The organism is Marinomonas gallaica, assembly GCF_049821165.1.
Lineage (GTDB): Bacteria > Pseudomonadota > Gammaproteobacteria > Pseudomonadales > Marinomonadaceae > Marinomonas > Marinomonas gallaica.
Genome location: NZ_CP187511.1, coordinates 1,853,470 through 1,867,056 on the forward strand (window position 1 = coordinate 1,853,470; position 13,587 = coordinate 1,867,056).

12 protein-coding genes are annotated in these 13,587 nt (G+C 45.3%); 1 reads left to right on the plus strand and 11 read right to left on the minus strand.

Annotation, left to right across the window (positions count from 1 at the left end; all coding sequences use genetic code 11):
• Nucleotides 1–58: 58 nt before the first annotated feature.
• The 6 genes from nrdA to ACPUEK_RS08725 form a co-directional block, all read right to left on the minus strand.
• Nucleotides 59–2,326 carry a class 1a ribonucleoside-diphosphate reductase subunit alpha gene (nrdA, locus tag ACPUEK_RS08700; RefSeq protein ID WP_067214770.1) on the minus strand — a complete coding sequence of 756 codons (2,268 nt, stop codon included), beginning with the start codon at nucleotides 2,324–2,326 and terminating at the stop codon, nucleotides 59–61.
• 287 nt (nucleotides 2,327–2,613) lie between these two features.
• The gene (locus ACPUEK_RS08705; protein WP_425642944.1) at nucleotides 2,614–3,324 is read right to left on the minus strand and encodes a heparan-alpha-glucosaminide N-acetyltransferase; all 711 of its coding nucleotides are present in this window, start codon (nucleotides 3,322–3,324) and stop codon (nucleotides 2,614–2,616) included.
• Nucleotides 3,325–3,409: 85 nt separating this feature from the next.
• Nucleotides 3,410–4,054, minus strand: a complete 645-nt coding sequence (gene pdxH, locus ACPUEK_RS08710; RefSeq protein WP_425642945.1) for a pyridoxamine 5'-phosphate oxidase — start codon at nucleotides 4,052–4,054, stop codon at nucleotides 3,410–3,412.
• A gap of 3 nt (nucleotides 4,055–4,057) precedes the next feature.
• Nucleotides 4,058–4,693 carry a 2-polyprenyl-3-methyl-6-methoxy-1,4-benzoquinone monooxygenase gene (gene coq7 / locus ACPUEK_RS08715; RefSeq protein WP_425642946.1) on the minus strand — a complete coding sequence of 212 codons (636 nt, stop codon included), beginning with the start codon at nucleotides 4,691–4,693 and terminating at the stop codon, nucleotides 4,058–4,060.
• A 15-nt stretch (nucleotides 4,694–4,708) separates the two neighbouring features.
• Complete coding sequence (locus tag ACPUEK_RS08720) at nucleotides 4,709–5,050, minus strand: histidine triad nucleotide-binding protein (RefSeq protein WP_067214756.1); 342 nt, start codon at nucleotides 5,048–5,050, stop codon at nucleotides 4,709–4,711.
• A 57-nt stretch (nucleotides 5,051–5,107) separates the two neighbouring features.
• Nucleotides 5,108–7,363 (minus strand): 7TMR-DISM family protein, encoded by a 2,256-nt coding sequence (locus ACPUEK_RS08725; protein WP_425642947.1) that lies wholly within the window; start codon nucleotides 7,361–7,363, stop codon nucleotides 5,108–5,110.
• A gap of 45 nt (nucleotides 7,364–7,408) precedes the next feature.
• On the opposite strand from ACPUEK_RS08725, the gene ACPUEK_RS08730 reads away from it, so the two are divergent.
• Complete coding sequence (locus tag ACPUEK_RS08730) at nucleotides 7,409–7,660, plus strand: hypothetical protein (protein ID WP_067034368.1); 252 nt, start codon at nucleotides 7,409–7,411, stop codon at nucleotides 7,658–7,660.
• Between the two features lie 72 nt (nucleotides 7,661–7,732).
• Here ACPUEK_RS08730 and purD read toward each other — a convergent pair whose 3' ends face one another.
• From purD to ACPUEK_RS08755, 5 genes are all read right to left on the minus strand, one after another.
• Complete coding sequence (purD, locus tag ACPUEK_RS08735) at nucleotides 7,733–9,022, minus strand: phosphoribosylamine--glycine ligase (protein ID WP_425642948.1); 1,290 nt, start codon at nucleotides 9,020–9,022, stop codon at nucleotides 7,733–7,735.
• A 21-nt stretch (nucleotides 9,023–9,043) separates the two neighbouring features.
• Nucleotides 9,044–10,612: a bifunctional phosphoribosylaminoimidazolecarboxamide formyltransferase/IMP cyclohydrolase gene (gene purH / locus ACPUEK_RS08740; protein ID WP_067214744.1), complete on the minus strand. Its 1,569-nt coding sequence runs from the start codon at nucleotides 10,610–10,612 to the stop codon at nucleotides 9,044–9,046.
• Between the two features lie 83 nt (nucleotides 10,613–10,695).
• The gene (gene fis / locus ACPUEK_RS08745) at nucleotides 10,696–10,974 is read right to left on the minus strand and encodes a DNA-binding transcriptional regulator Fis (RefSeq protein WP_067034794.1); all 279 of its coding nucleotides are present in this window, start codon (nucleotides 10,972–10,974) and stop codon (nucleotides 10,696–10,698) included.
• Nucleotides 10,975–11,074: 100 nt separating this feature from the next.
• The gene (dusB, locus tag ACPUEK_RS08750) at nucleotides 11,075–12,040 is read right to left on the minus strand and encodes a tRNA dihydrouridine synthase DusB (RefSeq protein ID WP_197467743.1); all 966 of its coding nucleotides are present in this window, start codon (nucleotides 12,038–12,040) and stop codon (nucleotides 11,075–11,077) included.
• A 153-nt stretch (nucleotides 12,041–12,193) separates the two neighbouring features.
• Nucleotides 12,194–13,585 carry a DUF3426 domain-containing protein gene (locus tag ACPUEK_RS08755; protein WP_425642949.1) on the minus strand — a complete coding sequence of 464 codons (1,392 nt, stop codon included), beginning with the start codon at nucleotides 13,583–13,585 and terminating at the stop codon, nucleotides 12,194–12,196.
• Nucleotides 13,586–13,587: the final 2 nt, after the last annotated feature.

Below are 13,587 nucleotides of genomic sequence, written 5' to 3' on the forward strand. Positions count from 1 at the left end.
CAATTAAAAGGTAATTGGGTAGAAAGCCCCACGTAACTAGTACGCAGGGCTTGGCGATTTAGATCTTACAAGCACCGCTTGCGCAATCATCTGCCATATCGTCTTGTTTGTCTTCCGCACCATCACGTGTGTTGTGGTAGTAAAGCGTTTTGATGCCCAGCTTGTAAGCCGTTAGCAAGTCTTTCAAGATGACCTTCATTGGTACTTTGCCTGCTTCAAACTTAGTTGGATCGTAGTTGGTATTTGCAGAGATCGATTGATCGACAAATTTCTGCATAATACCCACTAGCTGTAGATAGCCATCATTTGATGGAATGCTCCAAAGTAACTCGTAGTTATGCTTTAAGCGATCAAACTCAGGTACAACTTGCTTCAGGATGCCATCTTTACTCGCTTTAACTGAAACAAAGCCACGTGGTGGCTCAATACCATTGGTTGCATTACTGATCTGAGAGGAAGTTTCAGATGGCATTAATGCTGACAAAGTAGAGTTGCGCAAGCCGTGTGCTTTGATGTCTTCACGAAGCGCTTCCCAATCATATTGCAGCTCTGTACTGACGATGTTGTCGATCTCTTTTTTGTAGGTGTCAATTGGTAAGACACCTTGAGCGTAAGTCGTTTCGTCGAAGCCAAGGCATGGGCCAAACTCTTTCGACAGTTTGTTTGATGCTTTTAGTAGATAGTACTGCATCGCTTCAAACGTCTTGTGTGTTAGGTCATTGGCACTGCCATCAGAGTAACGTACACCATTCTTAGCCAAGTAGTACGCGTAGTTGATAACGCCCACACCTAGCGTACGACGCTGTTCAGTTGCGCGTTGCGCAGCTGGAATAGGGTAGTTTTGATAATCCAATAAACTATCGAGCGCGCGAATAATAAGCTCAGAGAGTTCTTCTAATTCGTCTAGGTTTTTCAACGCACCTAGGTTGAAAGCAGACAAAGTACATAGAGCAATTTCACCTTCTGGATCATCAATGCGATTCAGGGGTTTGGTCGGTAACGCGATTTCTAGACATAGGTTGCTTTGTTTTACCGGCGCTACTTTAGGATTGAATGGACTGTGAGTATTACAGTGGTCGACGTTCTGTAGGTAAATACGACCCGTACTAGCACGCTCAGAAGCGAATAGAGTAAACAGTTCAGAAGCTTTGATCGTGTGCTTACGAATATTTTTATCTTCTTCATACATGGTATACAGGCGATCGAACTCTTCTTGATCGGCAAAGAAGGCATCGTAAAGACCTGGCACGTCTGATGGGCTAAACAGTGTAATGTTGCCGCCTTTGATCAGGCGCTGATACATTAGACGGTTAAATTGAACACCATAATCTAGGTGGCGTACGCGGTTCTCTTCTACGCCTCGGTTGTTCTTAAGAACCAACAGGTTTTCAACTTCTAGGTGCCAAATTGGGTAGAATACTGTTGCTGCACCACCGCGCACACCGCCTTGAGAGCAGCTTTTAACGGCTGTTTGAAAGTGTTTGTAGAATGGAATACAACCTGTATGGAATGCTTCACCACCACGAATCGGGCTACCAATGGCACGAATAGCGCCAGCATTAATACCAATACCTGCGCGTTGACTCACGTACTTTACGACAGCGCTGGACGTTGCATTAATAGAATCCAAGGAGTCACCGCATTCAATCAATACACAGCTGCTGAACTGACGTGTCGGTGTACGAATACCTGACATGATCGGTGTTGGAAGCGATAGCTTAAATTTGGAAACCGCATCATAGAAGCGCTTAATCAGATCAAGGCGCATGGTGCTTTCGTATTCGGCGAACAGACAAGCCGCAACCAGAATGTAAATAAACTGTGGGCTCTCGTAGATCTCGCCAGTTACACGGTTTTGAACGAGGTATTTACCTTCTAATTGTTTAACCGCCGCGTACGAAAAATCCATGTCACGAGAGTGATCAATGAAGTCATTGATAGTGTCTAACTCTTCGGCGCTGTATTTCTCAAGAATTTGTTTGTCGTAACGGCCTTGCTCAACCAGGCTGCGAACATGTTCTTGTAGATGCGGTGGCTCAAATTCACCAAATGCTTTTTTGCGTAAGTGGAAAATGGCTAAGCGCGCGGCAAGATATTGGTAATCTGGTGTGTCTTCAGAGATTAAATCGGCTGCAGACTTGATTAGAGTCTCGTGAATATCGGTTGTACGAATACCTTCAAAGAACTGAATTTGCGCTTTGAGCTCTACTTGGGAAACGGAAACATTTTCCAGCCCTTCAGCCGCCCAAGTGATAACTTTATGGATTTTATCAAGGTTAATGTTCTCGGTGGTGCCGTTCCGCTTGGTGACTGTCAGAGTGCTCATGCCTTAGATTCCCATTGCTGCAGTAAAACCTGTGGATATACTGTATATAGTATTTACAAGTACTGCTTGATACTAGATGTAGTGTAATTCGATTTTGATGGCACGAACAATAGTGCTCATGGCGATGAAAATCAAGGCTTGAAAAATGCAAATTTTTAAGCCTTACCGCGCAATGAAGTGACCACTTACGTGAGCGTGCCCAATAGTTCTCGAACCAGTAATTGCAATACTAAATTAACAAATTTTCTTTCGTTTTTCGTAATGGCTACAAGCTGATCATTGGTCAATTAGTTAACGATAAAGTAAGCCGCCATAACCAGTGGATAAAGAATGAGTTGGTGTAATAGGTAGGCCAATAGTGCATGTTTCCCTAAAAACGAGAACAGTTTAGTTAGCTGGCTTTGGGGGATGTGCACTTTATGCAAATTCATGTAACCAAATATTGGGCCAATCAAAACGACCCCCAACCATAAAATAGGGTTGACGAAATCCAGAGTTGTGCTGGGTACAGAAAAAGCCTGAATAAACCATTTGTGCGCATTGATGGAGCTGATATTAAATAGGAAGCTAGTGGCAATGAGTGATAAACCTAGTAGACAAGAGGTGTAAGAGTGCACTGATAATGGACGAACAATAAAGCCTGCTAAAAAGATAAAGTGCAATATGCCGAAAAATACCCATTGGTCTGGTAGTGCTAAGTAAGTACCGACAGTGATCAAGCTGGCGGCAAAGGCGACTTTGCACTGGTTTTTTAAGAAACGTGTGATTGGCTGATGATTAAGCACAGCAAGGTAGCTTGACCAGCCTACGGCACTGGCAAACATAAAGACTATTAAGGCCCTAAAGTTTACCCAAAAATCGCTGTAGGCATCAAAATGAACAAAGCCGAAGTCTTTTAAGTTCCAGCAAAAATGAAAGATGATCATTAAAATGACCGCTAGGCCACGATAATTATCCAGCAAGTTATAACGTATGACGGGCAAATTAGAGGCGAGCATTCAGTTAAATTCTATTGGTCGTAAAAAAGCCGTATAGACACATCTGAAGCTTCTATACGGCTATAGAGGGTGACGGGATATTCGATTAAGGTGCTTTTCTTACCACTTTCCATTTGCCACTTTCGTTAAGTGTAAAAACAATGCGATCGTGCAGTCGGCTCGGCCGACCCTGCCAAAACTCAATGGATGTCGCAGTGACAGAATATCCCCCCCAGTTATCGGGACACGGTAGATCTTTGTCTTGGTACTCTTGCTCTAATTTTGCAAATTCTTTAGACAGAACATCTCGTGAGGGGATGTCTTGGCTTTGTCGTGAAATACTGGCCGCGAGCTGGCTGCCTTTCGGGCGGGTAGCAAAATAGGCCTCAGAGACTTCTCGCGAAACTTTCTGTGCAATGCCTTCAATACGAACCTGACGAGATAAGGCCGGCCAAAAAAACGTCAGAGCAACATTAGGGTTGAGCGCGATGTCTTCACCTTTATCACTTTCATAGTTAGTAAAAAAGCTAAAGTGATTAGCGTCGCGTTGCTTCAAGAGCACAGTACGACAGTGGGGACGGTTTTCTTTATCGACAGTACTAAGTAGCATGCCTGTAGGGTCGTCAGGACAGATTTCTATGGCCTGATCAAGCCATGCATCAAACAAAGCAAGCGGGTCGGAGCCTGCTTTTTCTTCCGTTAGGTCATCAAATTGATAATCTCGGCGTAATGATTGTAGGTCGCGATTCATAATTTAAATCCGATAAGTCGAGTGAGTCATGAGTTTTGATACCAGTGTCATTATGTTCATAACGGGCTGTGGAAATTCATAACCGCCAGAATCTAATGCCATTTGTTTATGCTTGGCTTCATCTATGTGCATTTGCTCAAGTACTGCTCGCGAACGTTGGTCTTGCGCGGGTAGAGCAGACATGTGCTGGTCTAAATGAAGGCAGACTTGATCTTCAGTCGCGGCAACAAAGCCTAGGCTGAGTTTATCACTAATAAGACCGGCTCCTGCACCGATACAATAAGAAGCACCGTAAAACAAAGGGTTTAAAATACTTGGCTGACTGCCTAGCTCTAGTAAGCGCTCTTCACACCAGACCAAGTGATCAATCTCTTCGTTGGCGGCATGCTCCATTTCTGTTCTAACGGTATCAAGCTTTGCTGTCGTTGCTTGGCCTGCATATAAAGCTTGCGCACAAACTTCGCCAGTATGGTTGATGCGCATCAACCCAATCGAATGCTTTCGTTCTGAAGGTTCTAGTGGGGCTTCTTCATGAAGGCGAGCTGGCGAGAGACGAGCCGCTGTTGCCGCTTTTGGTATTAACGTCTGCAGGGCGCGATCGAATTGCATCACAGCTTTATCAAGTTTTGTTAGGTGCATAAACACTACCTTCTATTAGCCTGGTGGCCACGTCATTGAGCGTCCGCCAAGGACGTGCATGTGAATATGATAGACCGTTTGGCCACCCATCTCGTTACAGTTCATCACGACACGATAACCGCTTTCGTCGATACCTAGTTCTTTGGCAATTTTTGCTGCTGTAATAGGCAGTTTGCCAACCAGTGCCGCATCGTCATTCGACAGATCATTTAACGTGCTGATGTGGCGCTTTGGAATCACTAAGAAATGTGTGGGTGCTTGAGGGGCAATGTCCTCAAAGGCGATCACATCCTCGTCTTGGTAAAGTATTTTGGCTGGGATGTCACCGTTGACAAGTTTACAGAACAAGCAGTCCATTTAATTCTCCTAAGTCGGTGTTCATTATTTTGTTAAAAGTCATCAATCACAAGTGTATTACAGTGTTCTTTTGATTCTAGGCAACACTGTGTGAGTCACTCGTTGTGCGCGCTCAATATCTGGCAACAATTTAGTCTCAATTTGGGCACTGTAAACAAAACCGTCGAAGCCTAAGGCGCTTGCGTAGTCTTGTGACATATTAACATTGTTTGAAATCAGGAAGCATGAATCGCGTTCATGTAAAAAACTTGCAAAACCAGCAAGCTCGGAGGCGCCAAAATTTTGTTGATCTTCAAACAGTAGGATGACAAAACGTTCATGCTCTGTGCGATCGATTAGGCGTTGATGCAGCTCTTCAACTTTATCGATATGGCTCGTGCTAAACAAGCGCGATAATAAGAAATTCCCCGTCCGTTCCAGTAGTTCTGAGTCTTGGTGACCAATCAGAAGCATAGTAATGTCTTCTGATTGTGTGAGTCTTGCTAATTCACTGGCCTCCACTGGACGTGCATTAACGGGTATTTGACAGGTTAATGATCGACCACGGCCATCACCTGTTAAAGAAAGCGTACCTTCTAATTTCTCGACTAACTCTTGCAAGTAGCGCGGACCAAAATAGTGTTCGCTTTCTAACGAAATAGAGCTTGGGATAGGATATGCTCGAATAATGAGTTGGCGTTGACCATCTCTATCATTTGCCTCTACGGCGCTGTTTATATGAAGTGTTTGATCCGTATGATGTTTGAGCTCCTCCATAACAGCTTGATAAATATGTTTAATTGTTCGACTGTGAGAGAGCAACTCCCAGTTCAACGTACCTTTATATTGCATCTCTATCTCAGCATCAGTTTGGTCTAGCGCATAAAAGTTAAGCGTGGCTTCATCGATCAATAGCTGTAAGTTGGCAGGGCGATTTGAGCTGTTTGTTTGCGGGTTATGCAGGTTTTGGATAATAGAAATTCGTTCGGCTAAATTCGATAAGTTTTTATAGGCGCGCTTCAATTGCTCATTACTTGGCTCCTGCAATGAATATTGATGATCAATAATATTTGTTTGGCGCTTAAGTTTGGATGCTAATTCTGAAAGTAGCTCCTCTTGGTAGCTATCATCTACTTTCATTGTATTGGTACGCATAGGGGTATGTCGGGCAATCATACCTGCAAAGTGCACTAAGGCTTCTAAAGTGATGGCAATCGTAAGCCCCCATTCGTACCAAAATGGTAGCGATAAAATGCCGTAGATAGCGAGCGCCCAAAGTGAATAGCCAACCAAAAGAACAAGTCGAGCGACAAGATAAAACTGCGAATAGGGGATTTTTAGGCACACGCCATACAAAGCAACCCCTTGTAGTATTAATAGTGTTGATGCGGCACTGGCACTTAGCAGAGCAATGCTAAGCTCTTGGGGGGCTAGCGTGTATATAAACGCTAGGGCCAAATTACATACGATAACAAAAAATAGAAGTTTATTGGCGCGGGGTAGGTTGACTGGGGTGTCTAGATAATAGCGTGTAAACCAACTGATTAAAGCGACAGAAGAAAGGGAAAAGAAGTTATATACCCTTTCTTGAAGTCCCGTGTGCATTGGGAAAAGCTGGTATATCAATCCATGAAGAGAAAAATGCAAGCCAGCAATACCGAGTAACAAAAAGCTACCAATCAGGTACATCGGATGCAGCGTCCGTAGATAAAAAAACAAATAGCTGGCTAATAAAATGAGTAAAATACCCATTAACAACCCAGTGATCAGAGAGTCTTTCTGAATATCATTGCTCAGTGCTGACAGGGTTTTAACTTCTATGATTAGGCTAATTGGGATTCTGGATGATACTTTAATATAAACAGTGTAAACCGGTGTGGTGTTAACAGGCAGAGGAATAATATAGTCAGGATATGCCAGTGGACGGTTTTGGTAGGGACGAGCATCGCCCATCTCGGCAAACACCTGACTATTAGGAAGGTTGTGGGTATACACATCGACTTCTTGTGCTCGTGGTGCCTTGATATGCAATAGCGCCGATTGCCCCGGTTGTAACTTTGGCGCGATATCGACTTGAATCCAGACATTTCCTTTGGTTAACCCAAATTGCAGAAAGTCACCTTTAAGAGGAATAAAGCGTTTACGTAATTGCTCAGAGTCCAAGTCGCGAAGAGTGAGGCTGCCGGTCTCATCAATGTAATAACTGCCAACCGAGCCAACGTTGACGCGTTGATTGTTCTCATCCAATATCGCCATCATCGGGGCGCTATAGGCTGTATTGGTCAGCAATAAAATTGCGAGTAGAATGAGCGCTTGCGAACAGTGTTTTATCAAAATGGCCTCCTGAAGGCCTACATTATTAACTAGTTAGGGTGTGAAATGCTATATCCAATCTTGGTGGAATATTATGTCTGGTGGTGTATCGCACTATTAGCGGTGACTTGGTTTACTCGAGTGCATCAAGGACAGACTCGAACTAACTTTTTGTATGGCTACGCCATGTTAGGCGCAATCGGTTTTTTATTGGATTTTGAATGGATGGCCGGTGTTATTTTTGGCTTGATTGTTCTAGAGGTTGGGAAGAAGTTTAAGGCTTGGTTGGACAAAAAACAGGCTAACCTAGGCAAGTAATACAACGGCTACTTTAGAACATAAAAAAAGGCCACTTACCTGAGGTAAGCGGCCTTTTTTGAGTAGTAAAGATTACTTCTGTTGTTCGCGAGATACGGCGCGGTGGCCGATATCGGTACGGAAGTAAACCTTATCCCAAGAGATTTGTTTAACGACTTCGTAAGCACCAGCTTGCGCTTCGGCAACCGTATTGCCTAAAGAGACGGCGCACAAGACACGGCCACCATTGGTAACAATGTTGCCGTCTTTTTGCGTTGTTCCCGCATGAAAGACTTTTTGGTGCTCGGGTAATTCAGCGTCATACCCTGAAATTACATCGCCTTTGTTGTAAGACGCAGGATAGCCGCCAGCGGCTAAAACAACACCCAGACTTGCGCGAGGGTCCCAATCGGCTTCAACAGAGTCCAGCTCACCGTTTACAGCAGCTAAACACATGGCAACCAAGTCAGAGCGTAAACGCATCATAATAGGCTGTGTTTCAGGGTCACCAAAACGGCAGTTGTACTCAAGTACTTTAGGTGTGCCATCAGGTGCAACCATAACGCCAGCGTAAAGAAAACCACGGTAACGATTGCCTTCGGCATTCATGCCTTTCACAGTTGGCATAATAACTTCGTTCATGATGCGATCATGAATTTCAGGTGTTACTACTGGAGCAGGAGAATAAGCCCCCATGCCGCCTGTGTTCGGTCCTAAGTCACCGTTATCGCGTGCTTTATGGTCTTGGCTAGACGCCATCGGTAGAACAGTCTCACCGTCGACCATAACTATGAAGCTAGCTTCTTCGCCAAATAGGAACTCTTCGATGACAACACGTGACCCAGCGTCGCCAAACGCGTTACCTGCTAACATGTCTTCTACAGCGGCAATGGCTTCTTCTTCGGTTTGCGCTAAAATAACGCCTTTACCAGCTGCTAGGCCGTCGGCCTTCACGACAATCGGAGCACCTTGCTGCTTGATGTAAGCCACCGCAGCAGGAATCTCGGTAAAGTTACCGTATGAACCTGTTGGGATGTTATGGCGTGCCAAAAAGTCTTTTGTGAAAGATTTTGAGCCTTCCAACTGTGCTGCTGCTTTTGTTGGACCAAAGATCGGCAATTCTTCTTTTTCAAACGCATCCACTAACCCAATGACCAAAGGCGCTTCAGGGCCAACAATGGTTAGAGCGATGTCATTTTCTCTTGCGAACGTCACTAGGGCGTCGATGTCTTCACCGTCGATGTTAACGTTTTCAAGTTTTGGCTCGATGGCTGTGCCGGCATTGCCAGCGGCAACGAAAACGGTTTCAACGTCTGCAGATTGAGCTGCTTTCCAAGCAAGCGCGTGTTCGCGCCCGCCGTTACCAATTACAAGAACCTTCATGCTTGTGTCCTATTCCTATGCTTAGTGACGGAAGTGGCGCATGCCAGTGAAGACCATCGTCATGCCAGCTTCGTCTGCAGCTGCAATAACTTCGTCATCACGCATAGAGCCACCTGGTTGAATAACCGCTGTGATACCTGCCGCTGCCGCAGCGTCAATGCCATCACGGAACGGGAAGAAGGCATCCGATGCCATGACGGAGCCTTCTACTTGTAGGCTTTCGTCTGCCGCCTTGATGCCCGCAATTTTAGCTGAGTAAACGCGGCTCATTTGGCCAGCGCCCACGCCGATAGTTTGGCCTGCTTTAGCGTAAACAATAGCGTTAGATTTTACGAATTTCGCAACTTTCCAAGCAAATAAAAGATCTTTTAGTTCTTCTTCAGAAGGCTGACGCTTAGAAACGACTTTAAGGTCGCTCAGCTCTACAGCACCGTCGTCACGATCTTGAACCAGTAGGCCACCGTTCACTCGTTTGTAGTCAAGCGCCGCAGGTTTGTCTGCTGACCACTCGCCACACTCAAGTAGACGAACGTTTTGTTTCGCCGCAACGATTTCTAGCGCCGCAGCACTGACTTTAGGAGCAATGATGACTTCGACGAACTGACGATCCACAATGGCTTGTGCTGTTTCAGCGGTTAGCTCTTGGTTGAAAGCAATGATGCCACCGAAAGCAGATGTTGGGTCTGTTTTAAAAGCTAGGTCGTAAGCTTCAAGCTGGTTTTCAGCGGTTGCAACACCACATGGGTTTGCATGTTTAACGATCACACAAGCAGGCTCTCGGAAGCTCTTAACGCATTCAAGTGCTGCGTCAGTGTCAGCAATGTTGTTGTAAGACAGTGCTTTACCCTGTAACTGCTTAGCTGTACTGATAGACGCTTCTTGTGGATTTGATTCTACGTAGAACGCCGCTTTTTGATGAGGGTTTTCGCCGTAACGCATTTCTTCTTGCTTATTGAATTGCAAGTTGAACGTGCGAGGGAAGTCTTCGCTGCCACCTTCTACTTTCTTGCCTAGGAAGTTTGCGATGTTGCCATCGTAGTTTGACGTGTGTTCAAACGCTTGTACGGCTAGGTCGAAACGTTGGTCGTATGTAAGACCACCATTTTCTTTCAATGATGCAAGGATGCCTTGGTAGTGAGAAGGGTCCACAACAATTGCGACGTCTTTGTGGTTCTTTGCGGCAGAACGAACCATGGTTGGGCCGCCGATGTCGATGTTTTCAATCGCCATTGGTAGGTCGCAATCAGGGCGAGCAATGGTCGCTTCGAATGGGTAAAGGTTAACAACGACCATATCAATTTCATTGATACCGTGTTCTTGCATGATGGCACCGTCGATATCACGACGACCTAAGATGCCACCGTGTACTTTAGGGTGAAGCGTCTTAACTCGACCATCCATCATTTCAGGGAAGCCTGTGTAGTCAGATACTTCAACTGCTGCGACGTTATTTTCTAGCAACAGTTTGTAAGTACCACCTGTAGAAAGGATTTCCACGCCTTGGTCGGCCAATTCGCGTGCAAATTCTACAATGCCAGTTTTGTCTGAAACGCTGATAAGGGCGCGTTTAATTGGAGTCGTGTTTGCCATGATGCTTCTCGTAATGTGATTAACGATTTATAAAGTTAGGGGAACGGGTAAAACGAAAAAAGGGCGCAGACGCCCTTTTTTATTTACAGCATACCGTACTGCTTCAGCTTTTTACGAAGCGTACCACGATTTAAGCCTAGAATCGCGGACGCTTTAGTTTGATTGTCTTTAGTGTAATTCATTACTGACTCAAGTAGAGGAGCCTCTACTTCTGCTAACACTAGTTGGTACAAATCAGTTACAGGTTGGCCGTCTAGGTGAGCAAAGTAGTTTTGCAAAGCTTTTTCTACATTATCGCGCAGGGTTTGCGATTGCTCAGCCGAAGCTGTTTGAAACGTTTGAGTATGTGTTTGATCTACCACAGAATAACCTTCTATTTTAAAGCTAACCATTTTGAAATAAGCGTCTGCGAAGTGAGTGACTTCGTACACTATTCAGGTACCAGAAATGTTTCTTAATGCGCTAAGAAACAAAGAATTCATTCAACAGATCGAGCTGTTCTTGTGCATCTTCGATGCGATTAAACTGGCTGCGAAATGGCGTTGTGTCTGCCAGTGTTTGCAGATACCAACCAACGTGCTTACGCGCAATTCTTGTTCCCATGTAGCTACCGTAAAAATCATGCAATGCTTTCACATGATTGATAACGATGGCTTTAACTTCATCCGATGAAGGGGGCGGTAAAAGCTCGTTGTGTTCTAGGTAGTGATTGACTTCCCGAAATATCCATGGGCGTCCTTGAGCGGCGCGACCAATCATGACAGCGTCTGCTTTGGTATAGTCTAAAACCTGCTTCGCTTGCTGCGCGTTTTGAATGTCGCCATTGGCAAAGACTGGAATCGAAATCGATTGCTTAATCTTTGCAATGGTGTCGTATTCTACGTCGCCTTTAAACTTACAAGCGCGTGTGCGGCCATGCACTGCTAAAGCTTGAATACCTGATTGTTCGGCAATTTTCGCTATTGTTAAGCCGTTGCGTTGATCAAGAGACCAACCTGTACGGATCTTAAGCGTTACAGGAACGTCAACACTACTTACCACAGATTCGAGTATTGTTTGTACTAAGGACTCGTTTTGTAACAAAGCAGAACCAGCCGCTTTGTTGAGTACCTTCTTAGCAGGGCAACCCATGTTTATATCAATGATTTGCGCCCCCAGTTCCACATTTTGACGAGCCGCTTGAGCCATCATTACGGGATCTGCGCCAGCAATTTGTACTGAGCGAGGTGCTACCTCTGCATCATGAACCAAGCGCATACGACTTTTATTGGTGTCCCAAAGACGTACATCAGATGTGACCATTTCTGACACAACTAAGCCTGCACCGTGTTGGTGGCAAAGACGTCGAAAGGGTAAGTCTGTCACACCAGCCATTGGGGCAAGAATAACGGGCTTTTCGATGCTGAAGTTGCCAATATTGAAGGCCATGATGTCTCTAAATACCGAATCTGTTGTTAAAGATCTGCTACACCGTCGAGCGGGCGTGAATAATACCTAGGGGTTTCGAATTTTTGAAGTCTTGACAACTCATAAATTGGCTAATTTTTGTGCTTATTTTCAATGTGTTCAATAAATGCACATTTAGTAGGACTGAGTCCCGTTAGAAAAGACTTTAATTTGGTGTGTAACGGCACGCGCACCAGGGTCCTGAATCGGGATAACGATATGGATAGGTGTGCTAGGAGGCATGAAGGTAATGTCTAAGAAATCTTTGTGTAGGTAATCTTGTGGAGAAAAAAGGCGCGCAGCGACAGGGCGGCCATTTAAATCGTAGAATTCCAAGGCCAGCTTGGGCATAGGTTGAGCAAAGCGGCTACTGTTAGTCATAATGGCATTGACTTGCAGTGCATTGGTCAGTGTTGGGTGACTTTGAATACGAACATGCTCGATGTCGACAGCCGTTATATCTTCATACGTTGGCAGAGTGCAGCCAATATAAGAGCACGCTGCTTTGTAGAAACCGCGAAATTGTGCTGAGCGGCTACCTTGTTCAAAGTAGCCAACCCCCACTTGCACGGCCAGTAAGATAAGAGCAGCCAAGGTTCCGAGCGTCCATAACCATGTGAACCTTGCTTTCTTACGGCGCTTTTTAGGTTGTTCTGTATCGGTTAATGTCGCGAGGCTGTATTCAGCTGCTAGCTGTTTCATTGACTCTTGGGAAGAGTATTCAGAATCCGATAACGTATCATGTTTGGAAACATCTTGAGCTAGAGAGTGCAGCGCGTGCATATAATCCGGCTCATCCGCTCCGAGTACTTGATTCATGTTGTTTGCTGGTGGCGATGTCTGTTTAGATGTTTGAGACTCACGTTTTGCTTGCAACTGTTCACTGAATACTGGCGCAGAAGCGGGTGATTGAGCACTCATCTGTGATTCCAGCTCTGCTAGCTCAACTTCCCATGGTGCCAACTCTTCTTTGCGCGCAGGTTGAGTCGGTGACGATTTTGCTTGCTTGGGTTTAGAAGCAGGTGGAGTAGGCTTGGTTTTGGGTGCGTCTAAATCGCCAAAGAGATTGTCCTCTTCCATGTTTTCCACAAAGCGCTCATCAGTACCTTTGGGTGGCGAGTAGGGCGTAAGGTCGTCCTCATCAAACAGAGTGTTTAGCCAATCAGGATTAACACTGCCATCATTGCTAACGGTTTCGGGCGTTGGTGCCTTTTCTTTAGTTGGCTGTATGGGTCTAGATGGCTTTGCTGTTTCTTGTTTGGATGGCTCAGATGGTTTTTGTTCAGGTGTATTAGTTGGCGGTGCCGTTACTTTGGGCGCTGATGTAGGATCGGGTTTGGGTTGAGGTGTTGGTTTGGTGGCAGCGACTTTGTTGGGAGTGGGGGCTGAGCCTTGTGCTGGCGCTGCTGTAAAAATATGAAAGCATTGACCACAGCGGACTTTGCCTTTTGCCATACTCAGGACTTCCTGAGTGACGCGGAAAGTAGTGGAACATTTAGGGCAGCGTGTGATCATGCTTTCAGACATAA

Bases quoted from the DNA above. Each gene is read 5' to 3' on its own strand.
- dusB (WP_197467743.1), bottom strand. From the start codon at position 12,040: ATGGCCTTCAATATTGGCAACTTCAGCATCGAAAAGCCCGTTATTCTT.
- ACPUEK_RS08720 (WP_067214756.1), bottom strand. From the start codon at position 5,050: ATGGACTGCTTGTTCTGTAAACTTGTCAACGGTGACATCCCAGCCAAA.
- nrdA (WP_067214770.1), bottom strand. From the start codon at position 2,326: ATGAGCACTCTGACAGTCACCAAGCGGAACGGCACCACCGAGAACATT.
- coq7 (WP_425642946.1), bottom strand. From the start codon at position 4,693: ATGCACCTAACAAAACTTGATAAAGCTGTGATGCAATTCGATCGCGCC.
- ACPUEK_RS08705 (WP_425642944.1), bottom strand. From the start codon at position 3,324: ATGCTCGCCTCTAATTTGCCCGTCATACGTTATAACTTGCTGGATAAT.
- ACPUEK_RS08755 (WP_425642949.1), bottom strand. From the start codon at position 13,585: ATGTCTGAAAGCATGATCACACGCTGCCCTAAATGTTCCACTACTTTC.
- purD (WP_425642948.1), bottom strand. From the start codon at position 9,022: ATGAAGGTTCTTGTAATTGGTAACGGCGGGCGCGAACACGCGCTTGCT.
- ACPUEK_RS08730 (WP_067034368.1), top strand. From the start codon at position 7,409: ATGCTATATCCAATCTTGGTGGAATATTATGTCTGGTGGTGTATCGCA.
- pdxH (WP_425642945.1), bottom strand. From the start codon at position 4,054: ATGAATCGCGACCTACAATCATTACGCCGAGATTATCAATTTGATGAC.
- purH (WP_067214744.1), bottom strand. From the start codon at position 10,612: ATGGCAAACACGACTCCAATTAAACGCGCCCTTATCAGCGTTTCAGAC.